This is a genomic window from Fulvivirga sediminis (assembly GCF_016757215.1).
GTDB classification, from domain to species: Bacteria; Bacteroidota; Bacteroidia; order Cytophagales; family Cyclobacteriaceae; genus Fulvivirga; species Fulvivirga sediminis.
In genome coordinates this window covers 1-681 of the sequence record NZ_JAESIY010000039.1, presented here as the reverse complement: position 1 = coordinate 681, position 681 = coordinate 1, and the positions used below count along the sequence as shown (strand labels likewise).

Below are 681 nucleotides of genomic sequence, written 5' to 3'. Positions count from 1 at the left end.
AATTGAAAGGCTTTATTACAAAGTGATGGGTCTACAGGCAGTTCTTCCCGGCAGACATACTTCAAGACGTCATAAAGCCCATAAAGTATATCCTTATTTGTTAAGAGGTCTTTCTATAGACAGGCCTAATCAAGTCTGGGCTATTGATATTACCTATATCCCCATGAAGCAAGGGTTTATGTATTTGGTGGCTATTATTGATTTGTACAGCAGGTATGTGGTCAATTGGTCAGTATCAAATACTATGGATGCAGAGTGGTGCAGGAATACACTGGAGGAAGCCATTGAATCGCATGGACGTCCAGAGGTTATAAATACAGATCAGGGATCACAATTTACCTCCGATATTTTTACAGATTTTGTTTTAAATCGTGAGATCAAATTGAGCATGGATGGGAAAGGAAGAGCTACAGATAATGCCTTTATAGAAAGGCTATGGAGAAGTGTAAAATACGAAAAGATATTCCTTAACCCACCCAATGATGGTGTCGATCTCTATCTGTTACTAGCAGAATACTTTAGCTATTACAATACAGACAGAAGACATACTAGCATTGGTAACCAGATACCCGTTCAGCTTTATATTCATAACCATAAAAATAAATTAGCAGCATGAAAAAGCGGGTTTACCACATTCCAACACTATAGCAGAAATCTTTAAGTAAATTTCATGTGTTGAAA

General features: G+C 37.3%; 1 protein-coding gene. It reads left to right on the top strand.

The features are described from left to right. The coding region (locus JL102_RS23390) for an IS3 family transposase (RefSeq protein WP_202246895.1) at positions 1-616 on the top strand (616 nt) is incomplete at its 5' end. Positions 617-681: the final 65 nt, after the last annotated feature.